Origin of the sequence: Pseudomonas sp. TWI923 (genome assembly GCF_039673365.1) — a bacterium.
In the GTDB taxonomy this organism is placed as follows: Bacteria; Pseudomonadota; Gammaproteobacteria; order Pseudomonadales; family Pseudomonadaceae; genus Aquipseudomonas; species Aquipseudomonas sichuanensis.
On the sequence record NZ_JBDJLM010000002.1, the window covers coordinates 34,996 to 58,799 of the forward strand.

Below are 23,804 nucleotides of genomic sequence, written 5' to 3' on the forward strand. Positions count from 1 at the left end.
ACGATGTCAGCACGCTGGACAACCGCAGTACTCGACCCGCAGATCACCGGGGGGCTGGCCGTCGCCCGCAGCCCGGAAGGGTTCCTGGTGGACGCCAACGGCGCGCTGTTCCCCCGTGAGTGGCTCAAGCGTCAGGCACTGGACGTGCTGTGCGAGCACGGCATCGGCCACTTCGACGGCCAGCCGGTGTTCCTGCTCGAACTGCGCAGCGCCGGCGAGGTGCCGGGCTGCACCTGGCAGGGCCTGCGCCGGTTCATGCTCGAAGGCGACTTCGACACCTACAAGGTGCTGGGCTACGCCGCGCAGATCGGCACCTGGGCCCGCGAACACCGTTTCTGCGGCAGTTGCGGCCAGGCGATGACGCAGGTCCACTGGGAGCGGGCGATGTACTGCCAGCCCTGCGACCTGCGCAGCTACCCGCGCATTTCACCGAGCATGATCGTGCTGGTCACCCGTGGCGACGAGGTGCTGCTGGCGCGTTCGCCGCGTTTCGTGACCGGCGTTTACAGCACCCTGGCCGGTTTTGCCGAGCCGGGCGAGTCGGCCGAGGACTGCCTGGTGCGCGAGGTGCGCGAAGAGGTGGCGGTGGAGGTGCAGAACATCCAGTACGTCGGCAGCCAGTGCTGGCCGTTCCCGCATTCGATGATGCTGGGTTTCCATGCCGAGTACGCCGGTGGCGAGATCGTCATGCAGCCGGACGAGATCGAGGATGCGCAGTGGTTCAATGTGCATGAGCTGCCGCCGCTGCCGGCGGGGCGTTCCATCGCCCGCTACCTGATCGACTTGTATGTGGCGCGGCGCTTAGGCCTGGCCGAACCAGTGCTGCCACGCTAGGCGTACGGTCAACGCCAGTACCACGGCGATGAACACCGGGCGGATGAACTTGCTGCCGCCGCTGATCGCCGTGCGTGCGCCGAAGAACGCGCCGACCATCACCGACAGGCCCATGCACAGGCCGACGATGTAGTCCACCTGCCCGGAAATGATGAACACCGTCAGCGCCGCGATGTTGCTGACGAAGTTCATGCTGCGCGCCACGCCGCTGGCACGGACCAGGTCGATGGGGTAGAGCAGCAGCGTACTGACGGTCCAGAACGCACCGGTGCCGGGGCCGGCGACGCCGTCGTAGAAGCCCAGGGTGAAGCCCTGGGGGAACTGCCATTTCTTCTTGATCGGCGCATCGGCGTCCAGCGGCGCCTTGGGCGTGCCGCCGAACAGCAGGTAGACGCCGCAGGCGAAGACGATCACCGGCAGCATCTTGTTCAGCCATTCGGCCGGCATGTAATGGGCCACCACCGCACCCAGCAGCGCGCCCGCCAGGGTACCCGCTATCGCCTGGCGCCACTGCGCCGGGTGGAACAGCTTGCGCCGGTAGTAGGTGATGCTGGCCGTGGCCGCGCCGAAGGTGGAACTGAGCTTGTTGGTGCCCAGCACCAGGTGCGGTGGCATGCCGGCGGTGAGCAGCGCGGGGGTGGTCAGCAAGCCGCCGCCACCGGCGATGGCATCGATGAAACCGGCGACGAAGGCGACCAGGGCGAGGATCAGTAGGGTGAGCGGTTCTACGGTGAGTTCGAAGGGCATGGGGGTCGGCAGGCTGGAAGGCAGGGGTGCGGCAAACTGCCGCGCTAGAGGGGTGACATGGTAAGCCGCCAAGTATGTGTTGTCAGCACTTACGCCATCGCGGAGCAAGCCCGCTCCCACAGGTGCGGGGCCTGTGGGAGCGGGCTTGCCCCGCGATTGTTTTTACAGGAACCAGCGATACTCCCGGGCACTCACCTCTTGCATGAACGCCAGATGGTCCTGGCGCTTGTTCTCGCAATACACCATCACGAACTCAGCCCCCAACCCCTCATTCACCGCCGGATGCCCGCGCATGGCTGCCACCGCGCCGAGCATGTCCTTGGGGAAATCGATGCCGCTGCTGCGGTCGTCGTTCAGCGGCGCAATCGGCTCCTGCCCGGCATCGAGCCCGTGCTCCATACCGCACAGGATTGCCGCCAGCACCAGGTAGGGGTTGGCATCCGCCCCCGCCAGGCGATGCTCGATACGCAGGTTGCGCGGGTCCGACTCGGGGATGCGGATGCACGCGTCGCGGTCTTCGAAGCCCCAACTGGCGCGGCTGGCGGCATTGACCATGGCGCCGTAGCGGCGGAACGCGTTGTGGTTGGCGGCAAAGATCGGCATGCAGTGCGGCAGCAGCTCCAGGCAGCCGGCCACGGCATGGCGCAAGGGGCGTTGGTCGTTGGCCGCGAGCAGGTTGTTGCCTTGCGGGTCGTACAGGCTGACGTGCACATGCATGCCGCTGCCCGGCGCCTGCAGGTACGGCTTGCTCATGAACGAGGCGCGCAGCCCGTGCTTGAGGGCCACGCCGCGGGTGCTGCGGCAGAACAACGCCGCCCAGTCGGCGGCGCGCAGGCCGTCGTCGCAGTGGCCGAAGTTGATCTCGAACTGGCCCGGGCCCAGCTCGGCGGTGATGACGTTGGCGTCCACCCCTTGTGCGTTGGCGGTCTCGACCATGTCGCGCAGCACGTCGGAGAAACGCGAGAGGCGCTCGATATGCATGTTCGGCTGGTCGTCGGCGTCGGCGCTGAACGGGTCGTGGGGGAACTGCGGCAGGCCTTCCTTGAGCGCCCGGTCGAACAGGTAGAACTCCAGCTCGAACGCCACCACCGGGCGGATGCCGCGACGCTCCAGGCGCTGCAGCACGCGGGCGAGCACTTCGCGCGGTTCGAATTCGATGGGGGCGGCGGTGCCGTCGGAGGTGATCAGCATCTGCCCCAGCGGCTCGCGCTCCCAGCTCACCGGCTTGAGGGTGCCGGGCACCAGGCGCCGTGCGGCGTCGGGGTCGCCGTCGTTGAAGCAGTAGTCGCCAATCGGGAACAGCCCGCCTTGCACGCCCAGCAGTACGCAGTTCTGCGGCAGCTTCAGCGGGCTGCCGGCGGCAACCTTTTCCAGCATGTCGATGGGGTAGCGCTTGCCGTAGAAGTGCCCGGGGATGTCCAGGCTGATCAGGTCGACGTAGCGTACCTGCGGGTGTTGGGCGCGGAAGGCGCGGACTTCGCTGAGCAGGTCGGGCATTGTTTTTGTAGTTGTCATGGTCATGCTCTTAACGGAAGACCCAGAGGACCCGGGTCGGCTCGGTGGTGAGGTTGGCGTAGCGGAATTGGCTGTGCGGCGGCAGCTGGAAGCTGTCGTTGGGGTACAGGGTGACGGCCTCGGCAACGCCTTCGAGCCACAGCGTCAGCTCGCCTTCGAGGACGAAGCCTCCCTGTTCCGAGCTGTCGTCCAGGTGCCCATCGCCACTGCTGGCGCCGGGCGCCAGGTGGCTTTCGAGCATGGCGAAGCGGCCATTGAGGGTGGGCGAGACCAGCACGTCGGTGACGCCGGCGGCGTAATACAGGGTGCGCCGCTCGCCGGGGCGGGTGACCCAGTCGATCTCCCGTGGCGGCACGGCCTGGTAGAAGTAGGTGGTCGGTACCTGCAGGGCTTCGCTGATGGCGGTGAGGTCGGCCACGGTCGGGCGCGACAGGCCGCGCTCCACTTGCGAGAGGAAGCCCAGCGAGCGGTTGACCCGCCCGGCCAGCTCGTCCAGCGTCAGGCCACGGTGCTTGCGCAGGTCGCGCACCAGCCGCGCCAGGGCTTGGCTGTCGTCGGTCAGCTCAGACATGGTCGCGCATCCTGTACCAGGCCTTGGCCGCGGCCTCCAGTGGCGCAGCCAGGAGGTCGCCGCCGGGGAAGCGGCCGTTGTCGATGCCCTGGTACAGCGCCAGCAGATCGTCGTCGCCGAGGATCGCGTCGCTGACCGCCCGCGCCCCGGCCAGGGTCGGCAGCACGCCGTGCCCGGAGAAGCCTTGCAGCCAGTAGCGCTGGCCTTGGCGGCCGATGTCCGGGGTGCGCTGGATGCTGCAGTCGATGTGGCCGCCCCAGGCATGTTCGATGGCCACCCCGCGCAGTTGCGGGAACACCCGTTCCAGGTAGGGGCGGGTGGCGGCGGCGACATCCTTGGGGATGCCGCCCAGGTAGGTGCAGCCACCGCCGAACAGCAGGCGGTGGTCGGGGGTGAGGCGGAAGTAGTCGGGGACGAACTGGTTGTCGATCACGCAACTGTTGCGCGGCAGCAGCGAGGCGGCGAAGTCGGCGTCCAGCGGCGCGGTGGCCACCTGGTAGGAGCCCACCGGCAGCAGGCGCCGCGCCAGGTTGCGGTCGAGGCGGTCGATGTAGGCGTTGCAGGCCAGCACCAGCACACTGCTGCGCACTTCGCCCTTGTCGGTGCGGGCGACGAAGCCTTCGGCCGTTTCCTGATAGTCGAGTACCTGGCTCTGTTCGAAGATGCGCCCGCCGGCCTGTTCGAGGGTGGCGGCCAGGCCCTGGGCCAGTTTCAGCGGGTTGAGGTGGGCGCCGTTGGGGTCCAGCAGGGCGGCCTGGTAGCGTGGGCTGTCGATCCACTCGGGCAGCTCGTCGCGGCCGATCAGGCGCAGGCAGTCGTAGCCGAATTTCTGTGCCGCGTCGCGTTGCGCTTCCTCCAGCAGCTTTACCCGCCTGGGCAGCACGGCAGTCCACAGGCTGCCGAGGCGGTAGTCGATGTCGAAGCCGTGGCGCGCCGGCAACTCGCTCATCTCGCGAGCGGCCCAGCACATGCTGTCCCACAGGCGCCGGCTGCGCTCCAGGCCCAGGGCCTTTTCCAGCGGTGGCATGTCGCAGGACCAGCCCGGAAGGGCCTGGCCGCCATTGCGCCCCGAAGCGGCCCAGGCGACGCGGCTGGCTTCGAGCAGGGTTACGCGTTTGCCGGCCAGGGCCAGGCGCAGGGCAGTGTGCAGGCCGCTGAAACCGGCGCCGATGATGAGGATATCGGTGTCGTGCTGGCCTTGCAGGGTAGGGCGCAGGGGGATGGCGCTGGGGTAGGTCTGGGCGTAGTAGCTGGCGACGTGCTGGGCGGATTGCTTGAACATGCCGGTGCCTCGTGAAATTTGTTTTGATTATTTTCATGAAAAAATAGCAGATAAATTTCATTGCGCCAGCGGGGCGGTGTTGACGATATGATCCGGGGACCGCGTTGCGGTCCTTTCGTGGTACAGAGGAATGCGTATTCCTGTAGGAGCGGCCTTGTGCCGCGAAAGGGCTGCGCAGCAGCCCCAATGACAAATACAAGGCTTACGCCCATGCGCCGCCTGCCATCCCTCACCGCCCTGCGCACCTTCGAATGCGCCGCCCGCCATGGCCACTTCGGCCGCGCCGCCGCCGAGCTGTGCGTCACCGACAGCGCCGTCAGCCACCAGATCCGCCAACTGGAAGAACAACTCGGCGTCGCCCTGTTCGAGCGGGTTGGCCGTCAGGTGCGCCCGAGCGCCGAGGCCGAGCGCCTGCTGCACCACCTGCAGCAGGCCTTCGAATTGATCGGCAAGGCCTGCGACGAGCTGCGCGACCCGGCCTCCCAGGCCGTGCTGCGGGTGGCGGTAACCGCGGAGCTGGCGCAGAAATGGCTGGTGGCGCGGCTGGCCGATTTCAGCAGCCGCTACCCACACATCACCCTGCACCTGCACGACCAGCCGATCGACGCCGGCGCCCCGGCGCTGGACGTCGACCTGGCGATCACCTACGGCACCAGCACCCTGGATGCCAGCACCCACTTCGTGCGGCCTTTGCCGCTGCTGCAGTTCTTCCCGGTGTGCAGCCCGGGCCTGTTCAACCAGGGCGGGCTCAAGCGCCCGCGCGACCTGGTGCGCCATTGCCTGTTGCACGACGATCAGGATGGCCGCACCTGGACCACCTGGCTGGCCACCCACGCCGAAGACGCCTTGCCCACCCGGCAGCTGTATTTCCCCCACGCCGCCCTGGCGCTGGAGGCGGCGTTGCTGGGGCAGGGCGTGGCCATGGGCGATAACCTTACCTGCCAGGCCGACCTGCAAAGTGGCCGCCTGGTGCGCCCGTTCAGCGCCAGCGTCACCGCCCAGGGGCAGTACGCGCTGGTGTGCGAGCGCCTGCGGCTGGAGCGTGGGGCAGTGGCACAATTCATCGAATGGTTCATCGAACAGCAGGGCGATAGTTGAATTCAATTCAGCTATCGCTGAGTTTTCATCGTTGGAAGGCAAAAGCGCCGCGGCGTAGCGTGCAGTCATCACTCACCGACACCGAGGTTGACCCATGGCACGTTCGCTCACCACCACCCCCAAGGCCGATGGTTTCCGCTTGCCCGGCGAATTCGAAGCCAAGGCCGGCTGCTGGCTCGGTTGGCCGGAGCGCCCGGATGTGTGGCGCAATGGCGGCAAACCGGCGCAGAAGGTCTGGGTCGAGATCGTCACGGCCATCGCCAGCAGCGAGCCGGTGACGGTCTGTGCCTCCGCCGCCCAGTACGCCAACGCCCGCAACCTGCTGCCGGCCCATGTGCGGGTGGTGGAGATGACCTGCAACGACACCTGGTTCCGCGACAGCGGGCCGTGCTTCGTGGTCAACGATCAAAGCGGCGAGGTGCGCGGCGTGGACTTCGAGTTCAATGCCTACGGCGGCCTCGACGGCGGCCTCTATTACCCTTGGGACAAGGATGACCAGATCGCCCGCAAGATCCTCGAGATCGAAAACCTCGACCGCTACCGCGCGCCTTTGATCGCCGAGCTGGGCGGTATCCAGAGCGACGGTGAAGGCAGCCTGCTGACCACCGAGCAGTGCCTGCTCAACCGCAACCGCAACGCCCACCTGGGCAAGGACGAGGTGACCCGACGGCTGCAGGACTACCTCGGCGCCGAGCAGGTGATCTGGCTGCCGCGCGGGTGCAAGTTCGACGAAACCGATGGCCATGTCGACGACCTGGCCTGCTTCGTGCGCCCAGGCGAAGTGGTGCTGCAATGGACCGACAACCGCGACGACCCGCAGTGGGAGATCTACCAGGAGGCCTATGACATCCTGCGCAGCACCCGCGACAGCCGTGGTCGCGCGCTCAAGGTGCACAAGCTGCCGCAGCCCGAAGTGCTGCGCTGGACGGCTGAAGAGGCGGCGGGCCTGGACCATGTCGAGGGCACCCATGTGCGCCAGGCGGGCACGCAGATCTGCGCTTCCTACATCAACTACTACGCCGGCAACTCGGCGATCGTCGTGCCGCTGTTCGGCGACCGCAACGACAGCATCGCCCAGGCCACCCTGGCCGAGCTGTTCCCAGGCCACCGCATCATCGGCATCGACAACAGCCGCGAGATCCTGCTCGGTGGCGGCAACGTCGCCTGCATCACCATGCCGCAATACGCCGGGGGCCGCCGCTGATGAACCGCCTGGCCCTCGCACTCGCCTTGGGCTGCATGGTGTCGGCGGCCACGGCCGCCGATGCCGACAAGCCCACGGTCAACTTGTACATCTGGGGCGAGTACCTGGCCCCGGACACCTTGGCCAACTTCGAGAAGGAAACCGGCATCCGCGTGGTGGCCGACCATTTCGATTCGCTGGAAACCGCCGAGACCAAGCTGCTCACCGGCGGCAGCGGCTACGACCTGGTGCTCAGCGCCGGCCAGCACCTGAGCCGGGCCATCGCCAGCGGCGCGCTGCAGCCGCTGGACAAGTCGCGCTTGCCGCACCTGCAAGGGGTAGGGGAGGCGTTTCTTGAGCACATGGCGGTGTTCGACCCAGGTAACCGCTACGCCGGCACCTACGCCTGGGGCACCACCGGCGTGGGCTTCCAGCAGCAGGCAGTGGCCGCGCGGCTGGCCGACGCGCCCAAGGACAGCTGGGCGATGCTGTTCGACCCGCAGGTGGTGGCGAAATTTGCCGATTGCGGGGTCAGCCTGCTCAACGACCCCAACGAAGTGTTCGCCGCGGTGATGCGCTACATGGGCCTGGACATCAACCAGCAGCGGCTGGAGGACCTCAGGGCCGCCGAGGCGCAACTGCGCAAGGTGCGCCCGTACATCCGCTATTTCGACAACGACCGCAACATCAACGACCTGGCCAATGGCGAGACCTGCGTGGCGATGTCGTGGAACGGCAACGTGGCCATTGCCCAGGCCCAGGCGCAGCAGGCCGGCAAGCCGTTCGGCCTGGACTACAGCATCCCCCGCGAGGGCACGTTGATCTGGCTCGATGCTTTGGTGGTGCCCAAGGACGCACCGCATCCGCAAGCGGCCTGGGCCTTGATGGATTACCTGATGCGCCCGGAGGTGATTGCGCCGATCACCGATACCATCCACTACGCCAACGCCATCACGGCGGCCGACAACCTGGTGGATGCGCAGATCCGCAATGCCCCGGGTACCTACCCGCCGGCTGCGGTTCGGGCGCGGCTGTACAGCAAGAACGACAACGACAAGGCGTTCAACCGCGAGCTGACCCGGGCGTTCAGTCGTTTGAAGAGCGGCACCTGAACCTCAGTGCGCCCCCGCATGCCGCCGTGCACGGCGTGTTTGCCGGGGTTTGGCCAGGGGCGGCGTGGGCAGGTGATGGGGATGGGAGTGCCGCCGCACGATGCGCAGCACGCCCCAGAGCATGGCCGCCGCAACGCTGAGCCACATGCCGACCAACATGAGGATTGCCATGGACAGGGTCATGAATGCCTCCTTCTTGGTGACGGGCAGCGCGTCATCCCGGACACAGTTGATAGTCTAGCCCGGCGCCTGTGACGTTCCATTGACCGAAGGTCTAGTGCTTGGGCCGTTTGGTTCCAAGCATGGCCCGGGCTATACCCGGGCGCGGTGGCGGCCTATGATCGGTGGCCATGGCCGGGCGGCATCCGCCTGGCGTCGGAACAAGCGAGTGCCCATGTTGCAAGACCTTCCCAAGTCCTGGGGCTCGAGCCCCCGTCGTCTGCTTGCCGCTTGCCTGGTGGCCGCTGCCTTGACCGGCTGCGCCAGCACACCCCCGGCGGCGCTCAAGAGCCTGCCGCAGCGGGTCGAGATCAGCAGCGTGCCGTTCTACCGCGGCAATGCCAACCACAGCGGATCGATGGCCTTGGCGGCGGTGCTGTCGGCCAAGGGTGCGCCGATCACCCCGGGCTTGCTGGACAAGCCGCTGGGCCTGCCGGGGGCCGCCGAGTCGCTGGACAGCACGATCCCCAAGGTAGCGCGTGAATACGGCATGGTCGTGTACCCGCTGGACAAGCGGCTTGACGCCTTGCTGGCGCAAGTGGCCGCCGGTTACCCGGTGCTGCTGCGTTTTCAGGAAGGTTCGGCCTGGTGGAGCGAGCCACGCTACGCCGTGCTGATCGGTTATGACCGCTACAAGCAGCGGGTACTGCTGCGCGCAGGCATGCACCGGCGACAGTTGATGAGCTTCGACAGTTTCGAGTCGGCGTGGGCCAAGGAGGGCAGTTGGGCGGTGCTGGTGCAGTCGCCTCGGCAGTTGCCGGCCCAGGTGGATCGCCAGCGCTGGTTGCAGGCGGCGGATGAGCTGGCGCGCTCGGGGCAGGAGATTGCGGCGAAGCAGGCGGTCAATAGCCTGGGGCATTGAGTGGAAAAATCGCGGGGCAAACCCGCTCCCACGCAGGTTAGATACCGGGGTGGGAGCGGGCTTGCCCCGCGCTTGTTTGTTGCGCGTGGTCTATCAGAAGCCCAGGCGGTCACGCAGGCTGTAGTACCAGGCGCCAAGGGCGCTGAACGGCACACGCAGCATCTGGCCACCCGGGAACGGGTAGTGCGGCAGGCCGGCGAACGCGTCGAAGCGCTCGGCCTGGCCGCGCAGGGCCTCGGCCAGCACCTTGCCCGCCAGGTGGGTGTAGGTCACGCCGTGGCCCGAGCAGCCTTGCGAGTAGTAGATGTTGTCGCCAATGCGACCTACCTGCGGCAGGCGCGACAGGGTCAGCAGGAAGTTGCCGGTCCAGGCGAAGTCGATTTTCACGTCCTTGAGCTGCGGGAAGGCCTTGAGCATTTTCGGGCGGATGATCGCCTCGATGTTGGCCGGGTCGCGCGCGCCGTAGACCACGCCGCCGCCGAAGATCAGGCGCTTGTCGCCGGTCAGGCGATAGTAGTCGAGCAGGTAGTTGCAGTCCTCGACGCAGTAGTCCTGCGGCAGCAGGGTGCGGGCCAGTTCCTCGCCCAGCGGCTCGGTGGTGATCACCTGGGTGCCGCACGGCATGGACTTGGCGGCCAGTTCCGGCACCAGGTTGCCCAGGTAGGCGTTGCCGGCGACGATGATGAACTTGGCGCGGACCTTGCCCTGCGGGGTGTGTACCACCGGGTTGGCGCCACGCTCGATGCGAACGGCCGGGGTCTGCTCATAGATGATGCCGCCCAGCGACTCGACCGCCGCGGCTTCGCCCAGGGCCAGGTTGAGCGGGTGGATATGGCCGCCGCTCATGTCGAGCATGCCGCCGACATAGCTGTCGCAGGCGACCACTTCACGGATGCGCTTCTGGTCCATCAGCTCCAGCTGGGTGTGGCCGAAGCGTTCCCACAGGCGTTTTTGCGATTCCAGGTGGCCCATCTGCTTGCTGGTCAGCGCGGCGAACACGCCGCCGTCCTTCAGGTCGCACTGGATGTTGTACTTGGCCACGCGCTCACGGATGATGCGCCCGCCTTCGAAGGCCATCTTGCCCAGCAGTTGTGCTTCTTTAGGGCCGACGGTGCGTTCGATCACGTCGATGTCGCGGCTGTAGCTGTTGACGATCTGGCCGCCGTTGCGGCCCGAGGCGCCGAAACCGACCTTGGCGGCCTCGACGATGCTCACCTTGAAGCCGTTCTCCAGCAGGAACAGGGCGCTGGACAGGCCGGTGTAGCCGGCACCGATGATGCACACATCGGTTTCCACCTCACCCTGCAGCGCCGGACGTGGCGGCACCGGGTTAGCCGAGGCGGCGTAGTAGGACTGGGGGTAGGGGGTAGTGGCCATGCTCGAGGAACCTCGTGTTTTATATTTTTAACGAATGTACCGATGCTATCAATAATAATAAACACCCGCTAGTCGTCCGGTGAAAATCCTTTACGCCGACCCTGCCGCTATCCTTTTTTAAATATTTTTAAGATTCAGTAGCTTAGCGTGAAAAAAAGCGTTGACAGCGATTTTGTAACGCGTAGAATGCGCCCCACACGACAGGCACATAGCTCAGTTGGTTAGAGCACCACCTTGACATGGTGGGGGTCGTTGGTTCGAGTCCAATTGTGCCTACCAAACAAAAGCCCCGGTTTCCGGGCACTTGAAGGGCGATCCGAGAGGGTCGCCCTTTTTGTTTTTGCAAAACTTTTGCAAAACTTTTGCAAAACCACCCACCTCAATCTGGTCTATGCCGGCCCCGCCGTTCATCAGATGGCCAGATCAGCCTTCACTTCGACGTACTGAATTTCTTTCGGTGCGTGCCCGTCTTGGTACCGCTCGGTCATCTCAGCAGTGGCGTGCCCCATCAGCAACTGCACATATTCGGTCGAGAACTTCTGCTGCTCGTACAGCCAGGCGCCCAGGGCTCGGATCTCATGGAAGGTTGGGCGCTCCTCGAGATCGAGGTGGTCGTATGCCTTCGCGGCGTCCCTGGCCTTCCTGAAGCTCTTGGACAGGTAATCAGGGGTGACCGCCGTCCAATGTTCTTTCGCCTCGATCTGGTCCTGTCGGCGCGCCTTCGGGCGGTAATGGATCAGGAGGGGCGAAATGATTGGCGACCGAAAGCACTCGTTCACCGTCTCGCGCAGTGCCTTACCCATGATGATCTGCAAGTGGATCGGCGTGTCGTAGTTGTCGGTCTTCCCAGGGGATACCTTGATGGTGTTCTTGATCAGGTCAACCGCCGACTTCTTCCATGTCACGATATCTTCGCGCCGCTGCAGGCTGGTCAGGCCCAACCGGATAGCGCGCTTGAGCCACCCCGGTGTGGTGTCTGCGTCCAGGATCTTCTGCACGCCTTCAATGGTGTGGCGCTGGCGCTTCTTCTTCGCCTCTTTTTTTAGCAGAGTCATGTCGGCAGCGTTGCGCTCGGTCATGCCTTTGGCGATCGCGAAGGTCAGCAGGCTGACTAGCAGGCTGCGGTGCTTCGTGTAGGCGTTGTTGCTGAACTGGTCCAGATACTCGGCGGCGGCAAGAACGTCGAACTGGCCCACCAGCAGGTGCCCGATATCCGCCCGGTAGCGCTTGAGCTTGTAGCCGATCTCGTCCAGCGACGACCGCGCATAGCCGCGCTCGGGCAGCCACTCGGTTTCGAAGCGATCGATCAGGTTGCCGATAGTCGGCAGGCGGTCGCCGGTGATGGTGGCCAGCATCTCGCCGTTGTCGGTCATAAGGAAGGCCAGCTTGGCGTTGGCGGCCTTTGCCAGGCGCACCGCCTCGTCATACGGCTTGTTGATGCTGGTCATCTTCCCGGTGATCGGGTTCTTGTATCGCCAGTATTTCCCGTTTGGGTACAGGTTGGGCGGAAGCGTCTTGTTCTTCGGGCTGCGCGGTCGTGGTGCCATTTCAAATATCCAGCATCTGAGCCAAGAGCGGGTCGTTCGAGCCGATCACGGCGGCCTGTAGGTCGACGAAGTACATCCCGCCGCGCACTTCGCCCGCCAGCTCTCCGTCATCAATCCATTTCTTCAGCTGCTGCAAGCTCGGTTTACCGCCGGCGTAGCGCAGCTTCCGGTACTCGCCAGCCTCCATGAGCCTAGGCAGGCTGGCGGTGATTTGAGCTATGACTTTAGCCATGGCTGAGCCTCAATTGTTACTGTGATTCGACGCCTGACGCGCCAGGTTCTCGCTGTCACGGTGATCTGTCGCATCAGCCTCCAGCAGCTCCTTGGTCACCGACTGGATGCCAGCCGCATAGCTGCACGGCCGATCCACGGCAGCACCAGCCAGGCGCTCGATCACCACGGCAACCGGGGAGGCGCGGAGCGATGCAACCATGTCGACTGCCCAGTTTCGCCCCTCCAGGAACATGAAGTGGTTAATGGGGCCGGTGACGACTGCCTCCAGGCTGCGCGGTCTGGCGTCCGGCGCCGGGGCGCTAATTTTCGGCGCCTTCGATGTAGGCGCTTTCGCTGGCTTCCCGCTGATCCGCTGGCGGGCGTGTTCCAGCGCCATTTCAGCGAGACTGCCCATGGCTGGCATCCTCCATTTCGGTAACGGCGCGCAGGCGCAGTGTGATACCGCACTCGCGGGCCAGCTGGTTGAGCCGGCCGACGCTGGTGGTGCTGTCCTGCAGAGCCTTGCCGAAGCGCACCAGGCGCTCGCCCAAGTCCTCGAACTCGTTCAGGGTTGGCTTTGGCTGGGTCATAGCTGCTCCTCCGGCAGGGCCTGGTCTTGGCGCTGCGCGTGATCGATTAATCGATCAAGATCGTCACCGGATAGCGAACGCAAGCCGCGGGCCGCCAACAGGCCATGGGAAGTGGAGCTGATGCAGTGCCGACTTCGCAGACATCGGTACCGGCGAGCATCAGCAGCCATGCGGACGTGCTCATCGAAATCGAACTCTTCACGCTCAAGCGCTGGCGACACCAAGTCGCCCTGGCTGGCGGCGGCGATAACAGTCAGGCCGCGACCGATCGAGACGTGGGCGCTGAGCATGGCGAACGGCAGCACCTGCTCCAGGGTTGCGCCTTCGGGTGCGCGCAGCGCGAGGGTGATGCGGTCAGGCAGCGTCATGGGTCACCCCCTTCGACTCGGCAGCCAGGGTGAGAGCATCGAGCAGAGCGTTCTTGCGCGCACGTCCATCAAGGTACTCGCGCAGAGCGGTGATCATCAGGCTGTTCATCGAACGATCATCAGCCTCGGCTGCGATTGCGACTTGATCTCTCATCCCGTCAGGAAGGCGAATCACAAATTTGTCGGCATCGCGGCTGTTATGGTTGAAAGTGGTCATGGTGAAGCTCCTTTTTCAGGGCAAGCCGAGGGCCCGCCGCGATTGTTGGCTTTCGCAAAATCAAGGGTTGGTCAGATCAGGTGGGCGGCGTCACGCCACCGCCAAAGCGCACTCGGCGCGCCGAGTTGGAGCACGAGTTTCAATCCGTTTCTCGCCTCCGCTGCCGCCGCGCCGGACGCGCAGTGCGACATCGTCCCCAATCATCGAGTGCAGGGTCAGCACCAGCGCAAGGGTGGTAGCTATCGGGCTGATCAGCCCTTTCTGCATGGCCACGGCGACGAGCTGAGCACGGCGAGTGACGCCGAGCTTCGTGGTCGCACTCAGCACGCGTTTCTTGATCGAGTCGGGCTGCACGCCTAGGTCGCGAGCCAGCTCTTTCGAGGTCTGACCGCCGGCGATACCCAAGACACACTGCACCTCGCGCAGAGAGAGCTCACGACCCAGGAAGCCGGTCCAGCCATTGGAGGTGATGGAGGTTGCTGTGGTCATGGTGAGTGCTCCTTGCTTAGCGGCGATGAGTAGAAAGGTTTCCCGAGTGGCTGTGTAGCGCTTCAATGGATTTAAATTTATCCATATGATAAATAGCTGTCAATATCAATTTGATAAATTAAGCTTGGCTGAGATATTGATTCGTTTATCAGGTAATTTCAACGGCATAAAAAAGCCCGCACAAGGCGGGCAAAGGAGGGAATCGAAAATCAGTCTTCGGCGGGAACGGTCCAGGCGAGCTTTACTGATCCGTCGTCGCGGTAGTCGAGCGTGACGTTGTCGTTCTCGGTCACCTCATCTAGGAATCGCTCCCAATCGCCGGGCGCTTCGTGTTCTTCCTTGGCGATCACGACCGAGCGGACCTTCTGCGCTGCCGGTGAATTGATGATCTTCTGGATGCGCGCCCCCATCATTTCGAAGGGGGTCGGCGGGGCGGGTGCTTTCGATTTTTGCTGTTGTTTGGTCATGGTGGTGCACTCCATTAGCTGTATGGATGAACAGTATTTTATTCAGTTGTAAATGGCAATACTGGTTAGAGTGCATCTGTACTCCTAGATTGAGCGGCCAGAAAAAGCCCGCTCGACGGCGGGTGCGCTCAATTCCGCTGAACCATCCAAGCGATCCCTGCCTCTACCGAGAAACAGCTACCGGAGACGGTCATGACCTGGAATGACAGGGAAAAAGCACTCATGGCCTGGCGAGAGCTTTTCACGACGTCAGTGGTTCGGATGGATGCAGCTGAGCAGTACGAGGAACTGGTCCGGCTGGCCGACAACTACCAGCGAGGTGGACTAATAAGTGAGGAGGAGAGGAGCGCTTTGATCTTCGAGGCGACCGACCGTTACGCCAGCCTTGTCGTTGGCGCTGGAGAGGTCTGTAGGTCGAGGCAGGGAGTAAAAAGTCTTCAACTCCCCCCATCAGTCATTGAGCGCCAGGCTATCAGAGCTATCCGCCTTCTGCCTGGCAATCAGATCAGCCAGCGCCTCTGTAAATCCTGATCATGGCCTGAGCGTCAGGCTCGTTTCCGGCCTCGCTCAGGCGCACGGCAATTCGCATCAGCTCGACAGCTTAGGGCCGGGACGTCAAGATCGATACAGGTCAGTGGCGGGCAAGGTCCGTCTCAATGGCAGTGCCGGCTACCCGCCTTTTTGTCGTAATGGCAGCCTTGCTTGTCGGTACGACCGCCATGAGCGATAGCAGATAGGGAGGTGGCTGCGAGAATTGCTGCCAAGAAAATGCTGGTGAATTTCATAACGCACTCCATGTGTTGATAGAAACCGTTAAGTCTTTGTGAGCGGGTCATTCTGCATTGCTTCGGGTCACTCGCCCGTCCTTGACTTCCTCCCCATACCCCTTCAATCGATCCGCCAGCTGATGCAGACTTTCGACATACTTCATTGAGGCTGATAACTCATCTTTTTCGCCCATCTGGGCCCTATGGAAGATCTCTAGAGCTGCGCTTTCCAGGGCAGAGGCAGCATCCTTCAGGTCTCGGCGCAGCTGCTGGCTGGGCTTGGTAAGGCTCATGGCTCGCTCCTGACGATCAGCTCATCCTCAACCTCATCAGAAATGGTGAGCACAATTTCTCTCCACTCCTTCAGATCCTTACCGATTTTATTTAGAGCCTTTGCATCATCTGCCAGGCCAGCCTCTTCAATTCGTTTAGCGATTAAAAGTAGGTCATGCGCAGCCCAATCAAGGGAGGCCGCATGTCCATCGAGGTCTTCGTGTAGCTCTTGGTTGGGCTTGGTGAGGGGCATGGCAGGCCTCCCTAGAAGAAAGATGCGCCCCAGAAGACTCGGCCGATGATTTCAATATCTTCTTCGATCAGCTGCTCTGCCGTGTACTCCTCATCTGGATGCTCGTCACGGTTAAAGCTGCGAAGCCGTAGGCCACCACGGGCAAGTCGATAAAGCTGCTTTACGCGCACATGTCCGGCATGACTGAGCGCGTACATCTTCCCGTCTACAACATCCGAGACCTTGTTCTTGCCACGATCCACGGCAACCGTCCCACCATTCTGCAGGACGGGCTCCATGGAATTCCCAGAAACAGACACGCAAACGGCTTGGTCTGGCTGAACGCCTAGGTTTCGGACGGTGTATTTTCCGAATCTCAGCTTCCTGGTGCCGCTGACCTCTACCACCGTTTTTCCGCCTCCAGCGGACAGTTCAACTTCCTTGAGGAACGGGAGCTCGATTTCATCATCATCAAGCGGGGTGTCGTCCGACCACTGATCGATGCCTTCGGATTCAATTTTGCCATTTGCAACTGGCTTCCTGATCTCACTAGCCGAGTGCGGCTGATCAAGCCAGCCATGTGGCATACCGGTCGCTTCCTCGATCCTCCTGGCAAGCTGAGGGCCGAGATTTCGCTTGGGGTTTGGCGAAACGATCAGGCTGATAACTGAAGGAGCAGTGCCGCAGGCTGCTGCAAACTCGGCCTGGGTTGGGTATCGGGCCGCAAGGGCTCGCAAATTTTCGCGTCGAATGCTGTTCGTATCCATGCGCGAATCATCCCTGCTTTTATCCATCTGATAAATAATCGTTCCGATCAATAGTTTGTTGCCTAAAAAATATCTGTAAGATAAATTTGATTTATCTCGCGGAAAGGTAACGAAGATGAAAACCCCCATCCCTGAAATGCAGACCTGGCTTAGCGGCGCCAGCACCGATGAGCGCCAGCGCGTGGCAGACTCATCGGGAATATCGGTCGGCTACCTCTGGCTGATCGCTGGAGGCCATCGCAAACCATCCGAGGACGTAGCCGCGAACCTGCACAAGGCAACCGACGGCCGCGTCTCGGCCTTCTCGTTTTTCCCGAAACTCGCAGCGATCGCGGCAACGACTGCCGAGTCCGCCGCACAACCAACCACAACCGCAAGGAGCAGAGCCGAAATGAGCGACCTGTCGCGAATCCGTCAAGCTCCGTCGACCATGACGCAAAAGATACCGGCAACCAGCCATCAGCACAGCTCCACTGGTGGGGCTGTTCATCCATCCAGTGCCTCGAAGGCCTCGCCGTGATCGAGAAACTCCGCATGCAGAATCTCTTCGGGGCCGGCGAGCATTCTTTAAACCCGATTAAAAGCATTTCCGCGTCCGGACGGCAGAAAATTGCCACACAGCACACGATTTAGGGGCATTGCCTTTCCACTATTAGGGCATGACTTGCAGTTTGGGGGAATGTGATATGCGCACACGAGCATCAATTCGGCAGGCCCGACCAGGTTAGCCAATGACCCTCTCAGGGGAGGGGGTTGCATATTTTGTGTTCCGTGGAAGATGGGATAACCAAACGCCAGGCACAAAAAACCCGGCTTCGCAGGCCGGGCTTCGTAAAGCGTGTCGCTTGTGTCGAGCAAGCAACTTTTAAAACTTCTTCGTCTTTGGAGGACGATCTCGTGCACCCAAAAAATACCACCTCGCCACCAGCGGCGCAACCAATCCTCGCCAGAAAGATCGGTCTTCTCAGCACACCCATCGCGAACTCCAGGGATCAGCTTCTCAGTGTTGAGCCGGGCCTGGATGCCCAAGATGCACTACAGGCCGCGCGCACCCTTTCTTCAGGTATGAGCCAACTTTGCCGGCACATGCACGACTCGCTGAACTATGGCGAGATGGTTTACTGCGATGGGGTGGCAGCTCTTGAGTTTCTTGGTGAGACGGTGAACGCCCTGATTTTCTCGGTCGAAAAGAGCGTCGCCGGGGCAGCCGGTAATGGGGGGGATGTATGACCGCCACCCCGACAGTTGCTGATGTTGCCGCCGAGGCCGAATTCCAGTTGCTTGCAGCGCGCGATCATCTTGTCTGGCTCGCCGGCCTGGCGAGCGCCATCCGCCTGAGCCATTTGCATGAGGGTGGGCGCAATGTCGAAGCGCTCGCCGGCCTGGCAAAGTTTCTCGATGACACCGGATTCAGCGGTGTTGATAGCGCGATTGAGGACTTCAGGAAAATCTCCAACGATCGCGCCGCGCCACAAAAGCCTACCCCTCGAAATCGTGGCGCGGGAGGTGCGGCATGCTGACTGTGCACAACCAACTAATGCCGACGCCTGCTGCCGGCGAGCTGGTACAGGACGTGACCCTCTCTGCAGATGAGGTTGCTAAATTCAACGAGGCCCGCGAGGCGTTCCGGGCGATCAAGAGCCTGTACTGGTCGAAGATCGTCCCTGGGCTCGGGGGCTTTGAAAGCCCCGTCGTGTGCGAGCTTGAGCGCCTTATGGAGTGCGTTGTCTTCGGCACTCGTAATTTCCTGTACCCGCACCGCAATGCGGCGGCCTTCCATGATGCAAAGGACGTGGGAGGTACTGCATGACACTGCCTTCTACTGCCTTCACCACCATGGACACCACCGAGCTGCTGGCGCTGGTCAACGAGTCCCGGGCCGCGTTCGGCGAAGGATCTGTCCGCCACAACGACTTCGTTGCACGCTGCAAGGATGAGCTCGACGGGGAGCATTACGAAACTTTCGTAGTGCAAAATTTGAACAACACCCAGTCCGAAGGGCTTCGACTCACCGCTGACCAATGCAAGTTGGTCGCCATGCGTGAGTCGAAGGGTGTTCGCCGTCGAGTGCTCGCCCGCCTGAATGAGCTGGAGGGGCAGCAAGCCCGCCCCATGACCCAGGCCGAGCTCATCGCGGCCAGCGCGAACCAGTTGGTGGCGATCGAGCGCCAGCAGGCCGAGCAGCGGGTGGCATTGGAGCGAGTCGAGGACCGCACCGCCAAGCTTGAGCAGGTCCGCTATCTCGACTCCGTGCCCAGCGGCTTTGAGACCATCACCTCGATCCGCGACCGCATCAACCACCGTCACGGCCTACCTGTGTGGGTGGTCAATGCGGTGATGCGCGAGGTGTCCGGCGCGCCGCTGCCATTCGCCATGGTGCGCAGCCGGCACGCGGGCGAAGGCGGACAGCCCTTCGCCATTTGGCCCAGAGCAGCAATCACGCGCCGCTTCGATCAGTTCGTTGCGCAGTGCATGTACGTCACGGCCGAGCGCGCCACTCACCCGGAAATTCCGCAGGACCGTTTCAAGATCAAGTCGAGGTCTACGCGATGATCGACAACACCATCCCGTTTCTCGGTCCTCGCCCGACTGACTCGGTTGGGATCAGCGAGGTGTATTTCGAGCCGCTGACGGAACCCCACCGCGCAACCGCAGCCGGCGGGCACACCTCAGTGGAGGCCAGGGCAAGCCGTCTTCCTGAGTATGATCGCCGGCTGATCTACGAGGCCGCGAAGCGTCGACGCGCCGACCTGGAAGACGAGGGCATCGCCCTGGCAGAACCGTACGACCTGTTTGTTCAGCGGATCACCGCTGTGTTGGAGATTTGAGCCCGTGAGCATGGATTTAATGGTCAAGGCCATGAATACCGCAGTTGGCAATCCGCTGCGCAAGCTGGTGCTGATCAAGCTGGCGGACAACGCCAGCGATCAGGGCGAGTGCTGGCCGTCGTATCAACATATCGCTGATCAATGCGAGATCGACCGCAGTACCGTGCGCAAGCACATCAAGCAGTTGGAGGCCCAAGGTCTGCTTCGAATTGAGAATCGGGATGGTCCGAAAGGGAACTCCACCAACCTGTATACCCTGACACTTTCAGGTGTAGGCCGAAACAGCCCCCCTGTAGGCCCAGAAAGCACAGGTGTAGGCCCAGAGCCTAGAGGGGGTGTAGGCCCAGAAAGCACCAGAACCAGTCACTCTTTTGAACCAGTCAAAGAACCTATACCTGTGTGCATTTTCGATGCCGCTGGGTTCGATCAATTCTGGAAGCTGTACCCGAAAAAGAGGAGTCGCAAGGAGGCGCTGAAGGCCTGGAACAAACTCAACCCGACTGTCGACCTGCAGACACTCATGATCGCCGCGCTCGCCAAGCACTGTGCCTCTCCGGACTGGACCAAGGCTGGCGGCCAGTACATCCCGTTGGCCTCGACCTGGCTCAACGGCGAGCGCTGGCACGACGTTGTTCAGCCCGCCGGCCACGCCGCGCACTTTGGGTCATTCAACGACCTGCCGCAACACACCCCTGACATGTACCTGGAGAGCGCCGATGGCCGTGCAAATTTCTGATCTGTTCCACCGTGCCCCGGCCAAGCGAGCGTTCACTGGTCAGTGTCCCGCGCATGGCGAGGTCGACATGAGCGAAGTCGAGCAACTGGACGGCTCGCTGCTGGTGCGCGGCTGCAAGCGCTGCCAGTGGGAGGCGCTGCACTTGGCTGCGCGCGATTCCGAAACCTACGCGCTGGCCCAGCGTCAGGCCCTCGCTGAGCGCACCACTGCGGCGCTGATCGGGGCCGGCATCACACCGCGCTTCGCTGACGCGACGTTCGACGGCTATGTCGCCCACACCGCTCAGCAGCGCAATGCCCTGAGCAAGTGCCGCGACTACGCCGAGCAGTTTCCGAGCCACTTCCGCGCTGGTCGCTCGCTGCTGCTGACCGGCAACGTCGGCTGCGGCAAGACTCACCTTGCCAGCGCGATTGTGCGCACCGTTGTGGCTGACCAGTGCCGGGCGCTGATCATCCCAGCCAGCGACGTCATCAGCCTTGCGCGCGCCTCGATGGTCGCCAACTCGGGTTACACCGACCGGGATGTGGTTCTGCACCTGGGCGGCCTGGACCTGTTGGTGATTGACGAGGTCGGTTGTCAGAAGGGCAGCGAGTACGAGCTGGCGCTGCTGCACGCGATCGTCGACCGCCGATATCAGGCGGTTTTGCCCACAGTGCTGATCAGCAACTTGGGTGTTGACGGATTGAAGGCCTACATCGGTGACCGCGCCCTGGACCGCCTGCGCCAGAACGGTGGCATGGCCGTCGGCTTCACCTGGTCCTCGATGAGGACGGTGGCATGAGGGCGTTGTTCAGCGACGAAGCCGAACATGGCGTGCTCGGCGCGGTGTTGCAGGCCGGCCTGCACCAGGATACCGGCTTGGTCGAGGACATCCTCGGCCAGGTGCGAGCCAGTGACTTCTACCGTGACGATAACGCGGCGTTGTTCGAGGCGATGCAGGAATGCCGCGAGCGCAACCTGCCCATCGACCCCGTGACCGTGAGCATGGTGCGCCGCCACCTGCCCAGCAGCGACTCGGTCATGGCCTACGCCGCCGAGCTGGCCCGCAACGTACCCTCGATGGCTAACTGGAAGGCCTACGCCAAGCACGTGAAGGAGTGGGGTGTTATCCGCCACATTCTCGACATTGCCGGCCAGGCCGAGACCATGGTGGAGGCGGGCGCCCCCACCGCCGAGGTGATCGCCACGGCGCAACAGGCCATGGCCGAACTGCGTGACCTGGACGGCGAGACCAAGGGTTTCAAGCGCCTGGACGCGTGGATGGGGGCGGCGGCGCAACTGGTCGATGACAAGTTGAACGGCAACGCACCGGCCTGGCCCGGCACAGGCCTCGACACCTTGGATGAGCTAGTGCAGGGCATCCGCCCGAAGAAGGTGACGGTGATCGCCGGCCTACCCGGCAGCGGCAAGACCACCTTGGCCCTGCAGATCGCCCAGCACAACGCCGTCAAAGAAAAGCAGCCGTGGCTGGTGTTCTCCATCGAAATGCCGGGCGAAGAACTGGGCCTGCGCGCCATTGCTTCGCTGGGCGGCGTGTCCCTCCAGCGGCTGGACAACCCAGACCGGATGCAGGACGACGACTGGGCGCGGATGGTTAGCGCAGTGGCCCAGGCCCAGCAGGCGCCGTTGTTCGTTTGTGATGACCCGGTGCAGACCCCGGCCAGCATCCGCGCCACGGCGCGGCAGTGTCAGCGCGAGCACGGCCTGGCCGGGATCGTGGTCGATTACCTGACGCTGGTGCGCGGCGACCGCGCCGGCCGCAGCCGCAACGAGGAGGTGGGGCAGATCAGCAAGGCGCTGCTGCAACTGGCCAAGGAACTGGCCATCCCGGTGATCGAGCTGGCGCAGCTGAACCGCGAATCCACCAAGCGGGTGGGCAAGAAACCGCAGTCCAGCGACCTGCGCGACTCCGGCGAGATCGAGGCTGACGCCAGCTGCATCCTGATGGTCCATCGCGACATGGACAGCGAGGAAGGCCAGAACGGCTTGACCGAGATTCTCATGACCAAGTGCCGGCACGCCCGTGTCGGCAGCTGCATCGTCCAGCAGGAGGGGCAATACGGGCGCTTTGCCGACTTTATGGGCTCGCTGCCCTGCGACGACGAGATCGAGGCGGGGCGGGGCAGCTATGCCCAGCGCTACAAGGGAGGGGGCCATGAGCGGTTCTAAAACCCTGACCGTCACCCTCAGCGATGCCGAGATCCGCCGGCACGCCGCCGGCGATGCAAGTCAATTGCGCGATACTCGCCACCGCGAACTGCGCTTCCGTTACTCGACCACCGACCGCACCCGAGGCGCCTGGCACGTGGTGTTTCGCCAGCGCTGGGGCAAGGCCGGGGATTACCCGGGCATCAACACCAAGACCATGCTGGCCACGCTGCCGGCGATCCTGGCGCGCCGGGCGGCCGATGCCAGCGCCAAGTCCACCACCACCAGCTGGACGACCGTGGGCGAGGTGCTGGCGTGGTACCGCGCCCGGATGAACCGGGATCGGGGGCTGTCGGCCAAGCGCAAGGCCAGCGTCAGGTCGGCCTTGGATCGTCACCTGCTGCCGCGTCTGGGGGACCAGCGCCTGGATGCGATCAACAAACAGCTGATAGACCAGCAGCTGATGTGGCCGCTGCAGGAGCGCTACGCCCTGTCCTTCGTGCGTTCGGTCTATGGGGTGCTCGCGGTGGCGTTCCGTCAGGCCCTGCGCCTGGAGCTGCTGGCGGCCAACCCGCTGGCGGCGCTGAAGTTCACCGACTTCGTGCGGACGCGGATCCGGCCCAAGCCGGCGCGGCTGCGCGGGGATGATGTGCCGGGCCTGCTGGCGCGGCTGAACCAACGCTTCGAGGTCGAGCCGGCGGGCAGCATGCTGGCGTTGATGATGCTATGCCACGGCTCGCGCTTGGGGGAGACCCGGCTGGCGCGTTGGCGTCATCTCAATCTCGACGCGGGGCGCTGGTTCATCCCGGCGGGCGACACCAAGACCAAGGCCGAGCACACGCTGCCACTGACCGCCCAGGCCTGTGCGCTGCTACGCCGCTACCAGCGTTTGCAGACCGCCCAGGGCTACCCGGGTCCGTTACTGTTCCCCGGCAGCCACGGTGCGCCGTTGAGCCCGAGCAAGGCCAGCACCCTGTTCACCGACCTGGCCCAGGGCGCGTGGTCGAGCCACGATCTGCGCAAGTTAGCCCGCACGGCCTGGACCGACCTGGGGGTGGACTACATGGTCGGTGAGCTGCTGCTCAACCACGCCATGAAGGATCTGGACGCCACCTATATACACACCACCGCCGAGGCCCTGAAGCGCCGCGCCCTGGAGGCCTGGCATCAGCAGCTCGACCAGCACGGCTTTACTGTGCTGCACACCGAGACATAGCCGAGACAGGAAGCTCCGTCATTGCCCGCCGACGCCAGTGCCGACGCGGGCTGTGGCGGTTTTCAGGATCCATCCCAAGGGAGGATGCGCAATCAAGATTCAGAGCCAGGAGGTGGCCATGAATAACGTCGCAGCGGCTCTACCGC

The 23,804-nt window shown here is 63.5% G+C and carries 34 protein-coding genes and 1 tRNA gene; 17 read left to right on the forward strand and 18 right to left on the reverse strand.

Annotation, left to right across the window (positions count from 1 at the left end; genetic code table 11):
- Positions 1–3: 3 nt before the first annotated feature.
- Complete coding sequence (gene nudC, locus ABE459_RS01190) at positions 4–834, forward strand: NAD(+) diphosphatase (protein ID WP_323831747.1); 831 nt, start codon at positions 4–6, stop codon at positions 832–834.
- Here nudC and ABE459_RS01195 read toward each other — a convergent pair.
- The 4 genes from ABE459_RS01195 to ABE459_RS01210 all read right to left on the reverse strand — a co-directional run bounded on the left by ABE459_RS01195 (position 802) and on the right by ABE459_RS01210 (position 4,949).
- Positions 802–1,581 carry a TSUP family transporter gene (locus ABE459_RS01195; RefSeq protein WP_110994729.1) on the reverse strand — a complete coding sequence of 260 codons (780 nt, stop codon included), beginning with the start codon at positions 1,579–1,581 and terminating at the stop codon, positions 802–804. The two genes, nudC and ABE459_RS01195, sit on opposite strands and share 33 nt — an antisense overlap.
- A gap of 162 nt (positions 1,582–1,743) precedes the next feature.
- On the reverse strand, positions 1,744–3,096 hold the full coding sequence (locus tag ABE459_RS01200) for a glutamine synthetase family protein (RefSeq protein ID WP_258642170.1): 1,353 nt from the start codon (positions 3,094–3,096) through the stop codon (positions 1,744–1,746).
- 10 nt (positions 3,097–3,106) lie between these two features.
- Positions 3,107–3,667 carry an XRE family transcriptional regulator gene (locus tag ABE459_RS01205; protein WP_125859079.1) on the reverse strand — a complete coding sequence of 187 codons (561 nt, stop codon included), beginning with the start codon at positions 3,665–3,667 and terminating at the stop codon, positions 3,107–3,109.
- Positions 3,660–4,949 (reverse strand): FAD-binding oxidoreductase, encoded by a 1,290-nt coding sequence (locus tag ABE459_RS01210; RefSeq protein WP_125464492.1) that lies wholly within the window; start codon positions 4,947–4,949, stop codon positions 3,660–3,662. Before ABE459_RS01210 ends, ABE459_RS01205 begins: the two co-directional genes overlap by 8 nt.
- Before the next feature lie 210 nt (positions 4,950–5,159).
- Here ABE459_RS01210 and ABE459_RS01215 point away from each other — a divergent pair, with 210 nt between their 5' ends.
- The 3 genes from ABE459_RS01215 to ABE459_RS01225 all read left to right on the forward strand — a co-directional run bounded on the left by ABE459_RS01215 (position 5,160) and on the right by ABE459_RS01225 (position 8,342).
- The gene (locus ABE459_RS01215) at positions 5,160–6,047 is read left to right on the forward strand and encodes a LysR substrate-binding domain-containing protein (RefSeq protein WP_323831745.1); all 888 of its coding nucleotides are present in this window, start codon (positions 5,160–5,162) and stop codon (positions 6,045–6,047) included.
- Between the two features lie 94 nt (positions 6,048–6,141).
- Positions 6,142–7,251, forward strand: coding sequence for an agmatine deiminase (gene aguA, locus ABE459_RS01220; RefSeq protein ID WP_125464491.1), 1,110 nt, complete (start codon positions 6,142–6,144; stop codon positions 7,249–7,251).
- A 35-nt stretch (positions 7,252–7,286) separates the two neighbouring features.
- Entirely contained in the window at positions 7,287–8,342 is a 1,056-nt protein-coding gene (locus ABE459_RS01225) for an extracellular solute-binding protein (protein WP_223277221.1), read from the forward strand.
- Between the two features lie 3 nt (positions 8,343–8,345).
- On the opposite strand, the gene ABE459_RS01230 is transcribed toward ABE459_RS01225, so the two are convergent.
- On the reverse strand, positions 8,346–8,525 hold the full coding sequence (locus ABE459_RS01230) for a hypothetical protein (protein WP_125464489.1): 180 nt from the start codon (positions 8,523–8,525) through the stop codon (positions 8,346–8,348).
- Positions 8,526–8,679: 154 nt separating this feature from the next.
- On the opposite strand from ABE459_RS01230, the gene ABE459_RS01235 reads away from it, so the two are divergent.
- A complete protein-coding gene (locus tag ABE459_RS01235) occupies positions 8,680–9,423 on the forward strand; it encodes a peptidase C39 family protein (RefSeq protein ID WP_323831743.1) in 744 nt (247 codons plus the stop codon).
- A gap of 93 nt (positions 9,424–9,516) precedes the next feature.
- Here the strand turns inward: ABE459_RS01235 and ABE459_RS01240 are convergent, their stop codons facing one another.
- Positions 9,517–10,800, reverse strand: coding sequence for an FAD-binding oxidoreductase (locus ABE459_RS01240; RefSeq protein ID WP_125464487.1), 1,284 nt, complete (start codon positions 10,798–10,800; stop codon positions 9,517–9,519).
- A 202-nt stretch (positions 10,801–11,002) separates the two neighbouring features.
- Between ABE459_RS01240 and ABE459_RS01245 the strand changes: the two genes are divergently transcribed.
- A tRNA-Val gene (locus ABE459_RS01245) sits at positions 11,003–11,079 on the forward strand.
- 131 nt (positions 11,080–11,210) lie between these two features.
- Here the strand turns inward: ABE459_RS01245 and ABE459_RS01250 are convergent.
- From ABE459_RS01250 to ABE459_RS01285, 8 genes are all read right to left on the reverse strand, one after another.
- Positions 11,211–12,347, reverse strand: a complete 1,137-nt coding sequence (locus ABE459_RS01250; protein WP_346647850.1) for a phage integrase Arm DNA-binding domain-containing protein — start codon at positions 12,345–12,347, stop codon at positions 11,211–11,213.
- Between the two features lies 1 nt (position 12,348).
- Entirely contained in the window at positions 12,349–12,579 is a 231-nt protein-coding gene (locus ABE459_RS01255; RefSeq protein ID WP_346647851.1) for a hypothetical protein, read from the reverse strand.
- Between the two features lie 9 nt (positions 12,580–12,588).
- Positions 12,589–12,975, reverse strand: coding sequence for a hypothetical protein (locus ABE459_RS01260; protein WP_346647852.1), 387 nt, complete (start codon positions 12,973–12,975; stop codon positions 12,589–12,591).
- Positions 12,959–13,150 carry a hypothetical protein gene (locus ABE459_RS01265; RefSeq protein WP_346647853.1) on the reverse strand — a complete coding sequence of 64 codons (192 nt, stop codon included), beginning with the start codon at positions 13,148–13,150 and terminating at the stop codon, positions 12,959–12,961. The genes ABE459_RS01260 and ABE459_RS01265 overlap by 17 nt, the downstream gene beginning before the upstream one ends.
- Positions 13,147–13,518 carry a hypothetical protein gene (locus tag ABE459_RS01270; protein ID WP_346647854.1) on the reverse strand — a complete coding sequence of 124 codons (372 nt, stop codon included), beginning with the start codon at positions 13,516–13,518 and terminating at the stop codon, positions 13,147–13,149. The genes ABE459_RS01265 and ABE459_RS01270 overlap by 4 nt, the downstream gene beginning before the upstream one ends.
- Positions 13,505–13,735, reverse strand: a complete 231-nt coding sequence (locus ABE459_RS01275; protein WP_346647855.1) for an Arc family DNA-binding protein — start codon at positions 13,733–13,735, stop codon at positions 13,505–13,507. Before ABE459_RS01275 ends, ABE459_RS01270 begins: the two co-directional genes overlap by 14 nt.
- Before the next feature lie 90 nt (positions 13,736–13,825).
- A complete protein-coding gene (locus ABE459_RS01280; RefSeq protein WP_346647856.1) occupies positions 13,826–14,224 on the reverse strand; it encodes a helix-turn-helix transcriptional regulator in 399 nt (132 codons plus the stop codon).
- A gap of 209 nt (positions 14,225–14,433) precedes the next feature.
- Positions 14,434–14,691 carry a DUF1654 domain-containing protein gene (locus ABE459_RS01285; RefSeq protein ID WP_346647857.1) on the reverse strand — a complete coding sequence of 86 codons (258 nt, stop codon included), beginning with the start codon at positions 14,689–14,691 and terminating at the stop codon, positions 14,434–14,436.
- A gap of 192 nt (positions 14,692–14,883) precedes the next feature.
- Between ABE459_RS01285 and ABE459_RS01290 the strand changes: the two genes are divergently transcribed.
- On the forward strand, positions 14,884–15,222 hold the full coding sequence (locus ABE459_RS01290; RefSeq protein WP_346647858.1) for a hypothetical protein: 339 nt from the start codon (positions 14,884–14,886) through the stop codon (positions 15,220–15,222).
- 122 nt (positions 15,223–15,344) lie between these two features.
- On the opposite strand, the gene ABE459_RS01295 is transcribed toward ABE459_RS01290, so the two are convergent.
- The 4 genes from ABE459_RS01295 to ABE459_RS01310 are packed head-to-tail and all read right to left on the reverse strand — an operon-like array spanning position 15,345 to position 16,859.
- Entirely contained in the window at positions 15,345–15,476 is a 132-nt protein-coding gene (locus ABE459_RS01295) for a YHYH domain-containing protein (RefSeq protein WP_346647859.1), read from the reverse strand.
- A 47-nt stretch (positions 15,477–15,523) separates the two neighbouring features.
- Positions 15,524–15,751 carry a hypothetical protein gene (locus tag ABE459_RS01300; RefSeq protein ID WP_346647860.1) on the reverse strand — a complete coding sequence of 76 codons (228 nt, stop codon included), beginning with the start codon at positions 15,749–15,751 and terminating at the stop codon, positions 15,524–15,526.
- Positions 15,748–15,984, reverse strand: a complete 237-nt coding sequence (locus ABE459_RS01305; protein WP_346647861.1) for a hypothetical protein — start codon at positions 15,982–15,984, stop codon at positions 15,748–15,750. Before ABE459_RS01305 ends, ABE459_RS01300 begins: the two co-directional genes overlap by 4 nt.
- Positions 15,985–15,995: 11 nt before the next feature.
- A complete protein-coding gene (locus ABE459_RS01310; RefSeq protein WP_346647862.1) occupies positions 15,996–16,859 on the reverse strand; it encodes a helix-turn-helix transcriptional regulator in 864 nt (287 codons plus the stop codon).
- Here ABE459_RS01310 and ABE459_RS01315 point away from each other — a divergent pair.
- The 10 genes from ABE459_RS01315 to ABE459_RS01360 all read left to right on the forward strand — a co-directional run bounded on the left by ABE459_RS01315 (position 16,846) and on the right by ABE459_RS01360 (position 23,658).
- Positions 16,846–17,250 carry a hypothetical protein gene (locus ABE459_RS01315; protein ID WP_346647863.1) on the forward strand — a complete coding sequence of 135 codons (405 nt, stop codon included), beginning with the start codon at positions 16,846–16,848 and terminating at the stop codon, positions 17,248–17,250. The genes ABE459_RS01310 and ABE459_RS01315 overlap by 14 nt on opposite strands.
- 233 nt (positions 17,251–17,483) lie before the next feature.
- Positions 17,484–17,960, forward strand: coding sequence for a hypothetical protein (locus ABE459_RS01320; RefSeq protein ID WP_346647864.1), 477 nt, complete (start codon positions 17,484–17,486; stop codon positions 17,958–17,960).
- Complete coding sequence (locus tag ABE459_RS01325) at positions 17,957–18,250, forward strand: hypothetical protein (protein WP_346647865.1); 294 nt, start codon at positions 17,957–17,959, stop codon at positions 18,248–18,250. The genes ABE459_RS01320 and ABE459_RS01325 overlap by 4 nt, the downstream gene beginning before the upstream one ends.
- The gene (locus ABE459_RS01330) at positions 18,244–18,540 is read left to right on the forward strand and encodes a hypothetical protein (RefSeq protein ID WP_346647866.1); all 297 of its coding nucleotides are present in this window, start codon (positions 18,244–18,246) and stop codon (positions 18,538–18,540) included. Before ABE459_RS01325 ends, ABE459_RS01330 begins: the two co-directional genes overlap by 7 nt.
- Positions 18,537–19,283, forward strand: coding sequence for a phage antirepressor (locus ABE459_RS01335; protein WP_346647867.1), 747 nt, complete (start codon positions 18,537–18,539; stop codon positions 19,281–19,283). The genes ABE459_RS01330 and ABE459_RS01335 overlap by 4 nt, the downstream gene beginning before the upstream one ends.
- The gene (locus ABE459_RS01340; RefSeq protein ID WP_346647868.1) at positions 19,280–19,558 is read left to right on the forward strand and encodes a hypothetical protein; all 279 of its coding nucleotides are present in this window, start codon (positions 19,280–19,282) and stop codon (positions 19,556–19,558) included. Before ABE459_RS01335 ends, ABE459_RS01340 begins: the two co-directional genes overlap by 4 nt.
- A gap of 4 nt (positions 19,559–19,562) precedes the next feature.
- Positions 19,563–20,294, forward strand: coding sequence for a helix-turn-helix domain-containing protein (locus ABE459_RS01345; RefSeq protein ID WP_346647869.1), 732 nt, complete (start codon positions 19,563–19,565; stop codon positions 20,292–20,294).
- Positions 20,275–21,075, forward strand: coding sequence for an ATP-binding protein (locus tag ABE459_RS01350; protein WP_346647870.1), 801 nt, complete (start codon positions 20,275–20,277; stop codon positions 21,073–21,075). The genes ABE459_RS01345 and ABE459_RS01350 overlap by 20 nt, the downstream gene beginning before the upstream one ends.
- The gene (locus tag ABE459_RS01355; protein WP_346647871.1) at positions 21,072–22,463 is read left to right on the forward strand and encodes a DnaB-like helicase C-terminal domain-containing protein; all 1,392 of its coding nucleotides are present in this window, start codon (positions 21,072–21,074) and stop codon (positions 22,461–22,463) included. The genes ABE459_RS01350 and ABE459_RS01355 overlap by 4 nt, the downstream gene beginning before the upstream one ends.
- On the forward strand, positions 22,450–23,658 hold the full coding sequence (locus ABE459_RS01360) for a tyrosine-type recombinase/integrase (RefSeq protein WP_346647872.1): 1,209 nt from the start codon (positions 22,450–22,452) through the stop codon (positions 23,656–23,658). Before ABE459_RS01355 ends, ABE459_RS01360 begins: the two co-directional genes overlap by 14 nt.
- Positions 23,659–23,804 lie beyond the last annotated feature (146 nt).

Coding starts and splice junctions, on each gene's coding strand:
- nudC (WP_323831747.1), top strand. CDS start 4: ATGTCAGCACGCTGGACAACCGCAGTACTCGACCCGCAGATCACCGGG.
- ABE459_RS01195 (WP_110994729.1), bottom strand. CDS start 1,581: ATGCCCTTCGAACTCACCGTAGAACCGCTCACCCTACTGATCCTCGCC.
- ABE459_RS01200 (WP_258642170.1), bottom strand. CDS start 3,096: ATGACAACTACAAAAACAATGCCCGACCTGCTCAGCGAAGTCCGCGCC.
- ABE459_RS01205 (WP_125859079.1), bottom strand. CDS start 3,667: ATGTCTGAGCTGACCGACGACAGCCAAGCCCTGGCGCGGCTGGTGCGC.
- ABE459_RS01210 (WP_125464492.1), bottom strand. CDS start 4,949: ATGTTCAAGCAATCCGCCCAGCACGTCGCCAGCTACTACGCCCAGACC.
- ABE459_RS01215 (WP_323831745.1), top strand. CDS start 5,160: ATGCGCCGCCTGCCATCCCTCACCGCCCTGCGCACCTTCGAATGCGCC.
- aguA (WP_125464491.1), top strand. CDS start 6,142: ATGGCACGTTCGCTCACCACCACCCCCAAGGCCGATGGTTTCCGCTTG.
- ABE459_RS01225 (WP_223277221.1), top strand. CDS start 7,287: ATGGTGTCGGCGGCCACGGCCGCCGATGCCGACAAGCCCACGGTCAAC.
- ABE459_RS01230 (WP_125464489.1), bottom strand. CDS start 8,525: ATGACCCTGTCCATGGCAATCCTCATGTTGGTCGGCATGTGGCTCAGC.
- ABE459_RS01235 (WP_323831743.1), top strand. CDS start 8,680: ATGATCGGTGGCCATGGCCGGGCGGCATCCGCCTGGCGTCGGAACAAG.
- ABE459_RS01240 (WP_125464487.1), bottom strand. CDS start 10,800: ATGGCCACTACCCCCTACCCCCAGTCCTACTACGCCGCCTCGGCTAAC.
- ABE459_RS01250 (WP_346647850.1), bottom strand. CDS start 12,347: ATGGCACCACGACCGCGCAGCCCGAAGAACAAGACGCTTCCGCCCAAC.
- ABE459_RS01255 (WP_346647851.1), bottom strand. CDS start 12,579: ATGGCTAAAGTCATAGCTCAAATCACCGCCAGCCTGCCTAGGCTCATG.
- ABE459_RS01260 (WP_346647852.1), bottom strand. CDS start 12,975: ATGGGCAGTCTCGCTGAAATGGCGCTGGAACACGCCCGCCAGCGGATC.
- ABE459_RS01265 (WP_346647853.1), bottom strand. CDS start 13,150: ATGACCCAGCCAAAGCCAACCCTGAACGAGTTCGAGGACTTGGGCGAG.
- ABE459_RS01270 (WP_346647854.1), bottom strand. CDS start 13,518: ATGACGCTGCCTGACCGCATCACCCTCGCGCTGCGCGCACCCGAAGGC.
- ABE459_RS01275 (WP_346647855.1), bottom strand. CDS start 13,735: ATGACCACTTTCAACCATAACAGCCGCGATGCCGACAAATTTGTGATT.
- ABE459_RS01280 (WP_346647856.1), bottom strand. CDS start 14,224: ATGACCACAGCAACCTCCATCACCTCCAATGGCTGGACCGGCTTCCTG.
- ABE459_RS01285 (WP_346647857.1), bottom strand. CDS start 14,691: ATGACCAAACAACAGCAAAAATCGAAAGCACCCGCCCCGCCGACCCCC.
- ABE459_RS01290 (WP_346647858.1), top strand. CDS start 14,884: ATGACCTGGAATGACAGGGAAAAAGCACTCATGGCCTGGCGAGAGCTT.
- ABE459_RS01295 (WP_346647859.1), bottom strand. CDS start 15,476: ATGAAATTCACCAGCATTTTCTTGGCAGCAATTCTCGCAGCCACCTCC.
- ABE459_RS01300 (WP_346647860.1), bottom strand. CDS start 15,751: ATGAGCCTTACCAAGCCCAGCCAGCAGCTGCGCCGAGACCTGAAGGAT.
- ABE459_RS01305 (WP_346647861.1), bottom strand. CDS start 15,984: ATGCCCCTCACCAAGCCCAACCAAGAGCTACACGAAGACCTCGATGGA.
- ABE459_RS01315 (WP_346647863.1), top strand. CDS start 16,846: ATGAAAACCCCCATCCCTGAAATGCAGACCTGGCTTAGCGGCGCCAGC.
- ABE459_RS01310 (WP_346647862.1), bottom strand. CDS start 16,859: ATGGGGGTTTTCATCTTCGTTACCTTTCCGCGAGATAAATCAAATTTA.
- ABE459_RS01325 (WP_346647865.1), top strand. CDS start 17,957: ATGACCGCCACCCCGACAGTTGCTGATGTTGCCGCCGAGGCCGAATTC.
- ABE459_RS01330 (WP_346647866.1), top strand. CDS start 18,244: ATGCTGACTGTGCACAACCAACTAATGCCGACGCCTGCTGCCGGCGAG.
- ABE459_RS01335 (WP_346647867.1), top strand. CDS start 18,537: ATGACACTGCCTTCTACTGCCTTCACCACCATGGACACCACCGAGCTG.
- ABE459_RS01340 (WP_346647868.1), top strand. CDS start 19,280: ATGATCGACAACACCATCCCGTTTCTCGGTCCTCGCCCGACTGACTCG.
- ABE459_RS01350 (WP_346647870.1), top strand. CDS start 20,275: ATGGCCGTGCAAATTTCTGATCTGTTCCACCGTGCCCCGGCCAAGCGA.
- ABE459_RS01355 (WP_346647871.1), top strand. CDS start 21,072: ATGAGGGCGTTGTTCAGCGACGAAGCCGAACATGGCGTGCTCGGCGCG.
- ABE459_RS01360 (WP_346647872.1), top strand. CDS start 22,450: ATGAGCGGTTCTAAAACCCTGACCGTCACCCTCAGCGATGCCGAGATC.